Annotated in this window: 1 protein-coding gene; it reads right to left on the reverse strand. The window is 56.7% G+C overall.

Features of this window, described 5'->3' with window-relative positions:
* A partial coding sequence (locus CSQ89_RS22770; protein ID WP_158229096.1) for a hypothetical protein occupies positions 1–787 on the reverse strand: 787 nt, incomplete at both ends.

A 787-nucleotide genomic window follows, 5' to 3' on the forward strand; every position in this document is an offset into this window, starting at 1 on the left:
TCGCGCCAGGCACCCAGCACGCTGTCGCTGCCCTGGACATACCCATTGCTGTCCGACAACCAGGCTGTCGCCACCGCCAGACCCGCTCCGTTACGCCACAACTGCACCACATCGGTACGGCCATCGCCGTTCAGGTCAGCGGCCAGGTAGCGGCTCTGGGCTTTCTTGCCCACGGCAATGTCTTTGAACGAACTCCAGCCCCATTCCCCATTGCCGTCGTCATCGCTGGAAGGGCGCAGATGATCGACACCCTGAGCATCCTGATAGACCTTTATCCATTCATCTCGGCCATCATCCTGGACATCTGCTTTCAGATATTGCCGGCTTGCTGCGCCAAAACTCTCGTAGTCCGACACCATGGCCATGGTGCCATCTTCAGCAACTATAAAGGTGCTAGTTTTATCGGTTGAACCACTGGGAAACACTACCGTTAATGTCTGACGACCACTGCGGTTAATGTCTGACAGGATGTACTGCTGCCCCACGTCCCAAGCGTGGTTGCTTTTCGCTTTTGGACCTTGTGTAAAGGTTTCGCCATCACGTGACCACAAGGTAACCTGGGTTTTCTGATTGGCCGATTGCGACACCACCCACAGGTCGGCCTTGCCATCCCCGGTAGCATCCCCAAGCAGGTAACGGGTATCCGCTATCCAAGTGCCCAGTTCCAGCTCAGTTGCTTCAACCAATCCATCGGCGGACGCCAGCCGGATGGAAGCAACCGCCTTGCCATCCTCTCGCTTACGTACCGCCACCAAGTCCGATTTACCATCGCCGCTGATATCACCCA

The sequence above is a fragment of the Chitinimonas sp. BJB300 genome (assembly GCF_002735695.1).
Classification (GTDB): Bacteria; Pseudomonadota; Gammaproteobacteria; order Burkholderiales; family Chitinimonadaceae; genus Chitinimonas.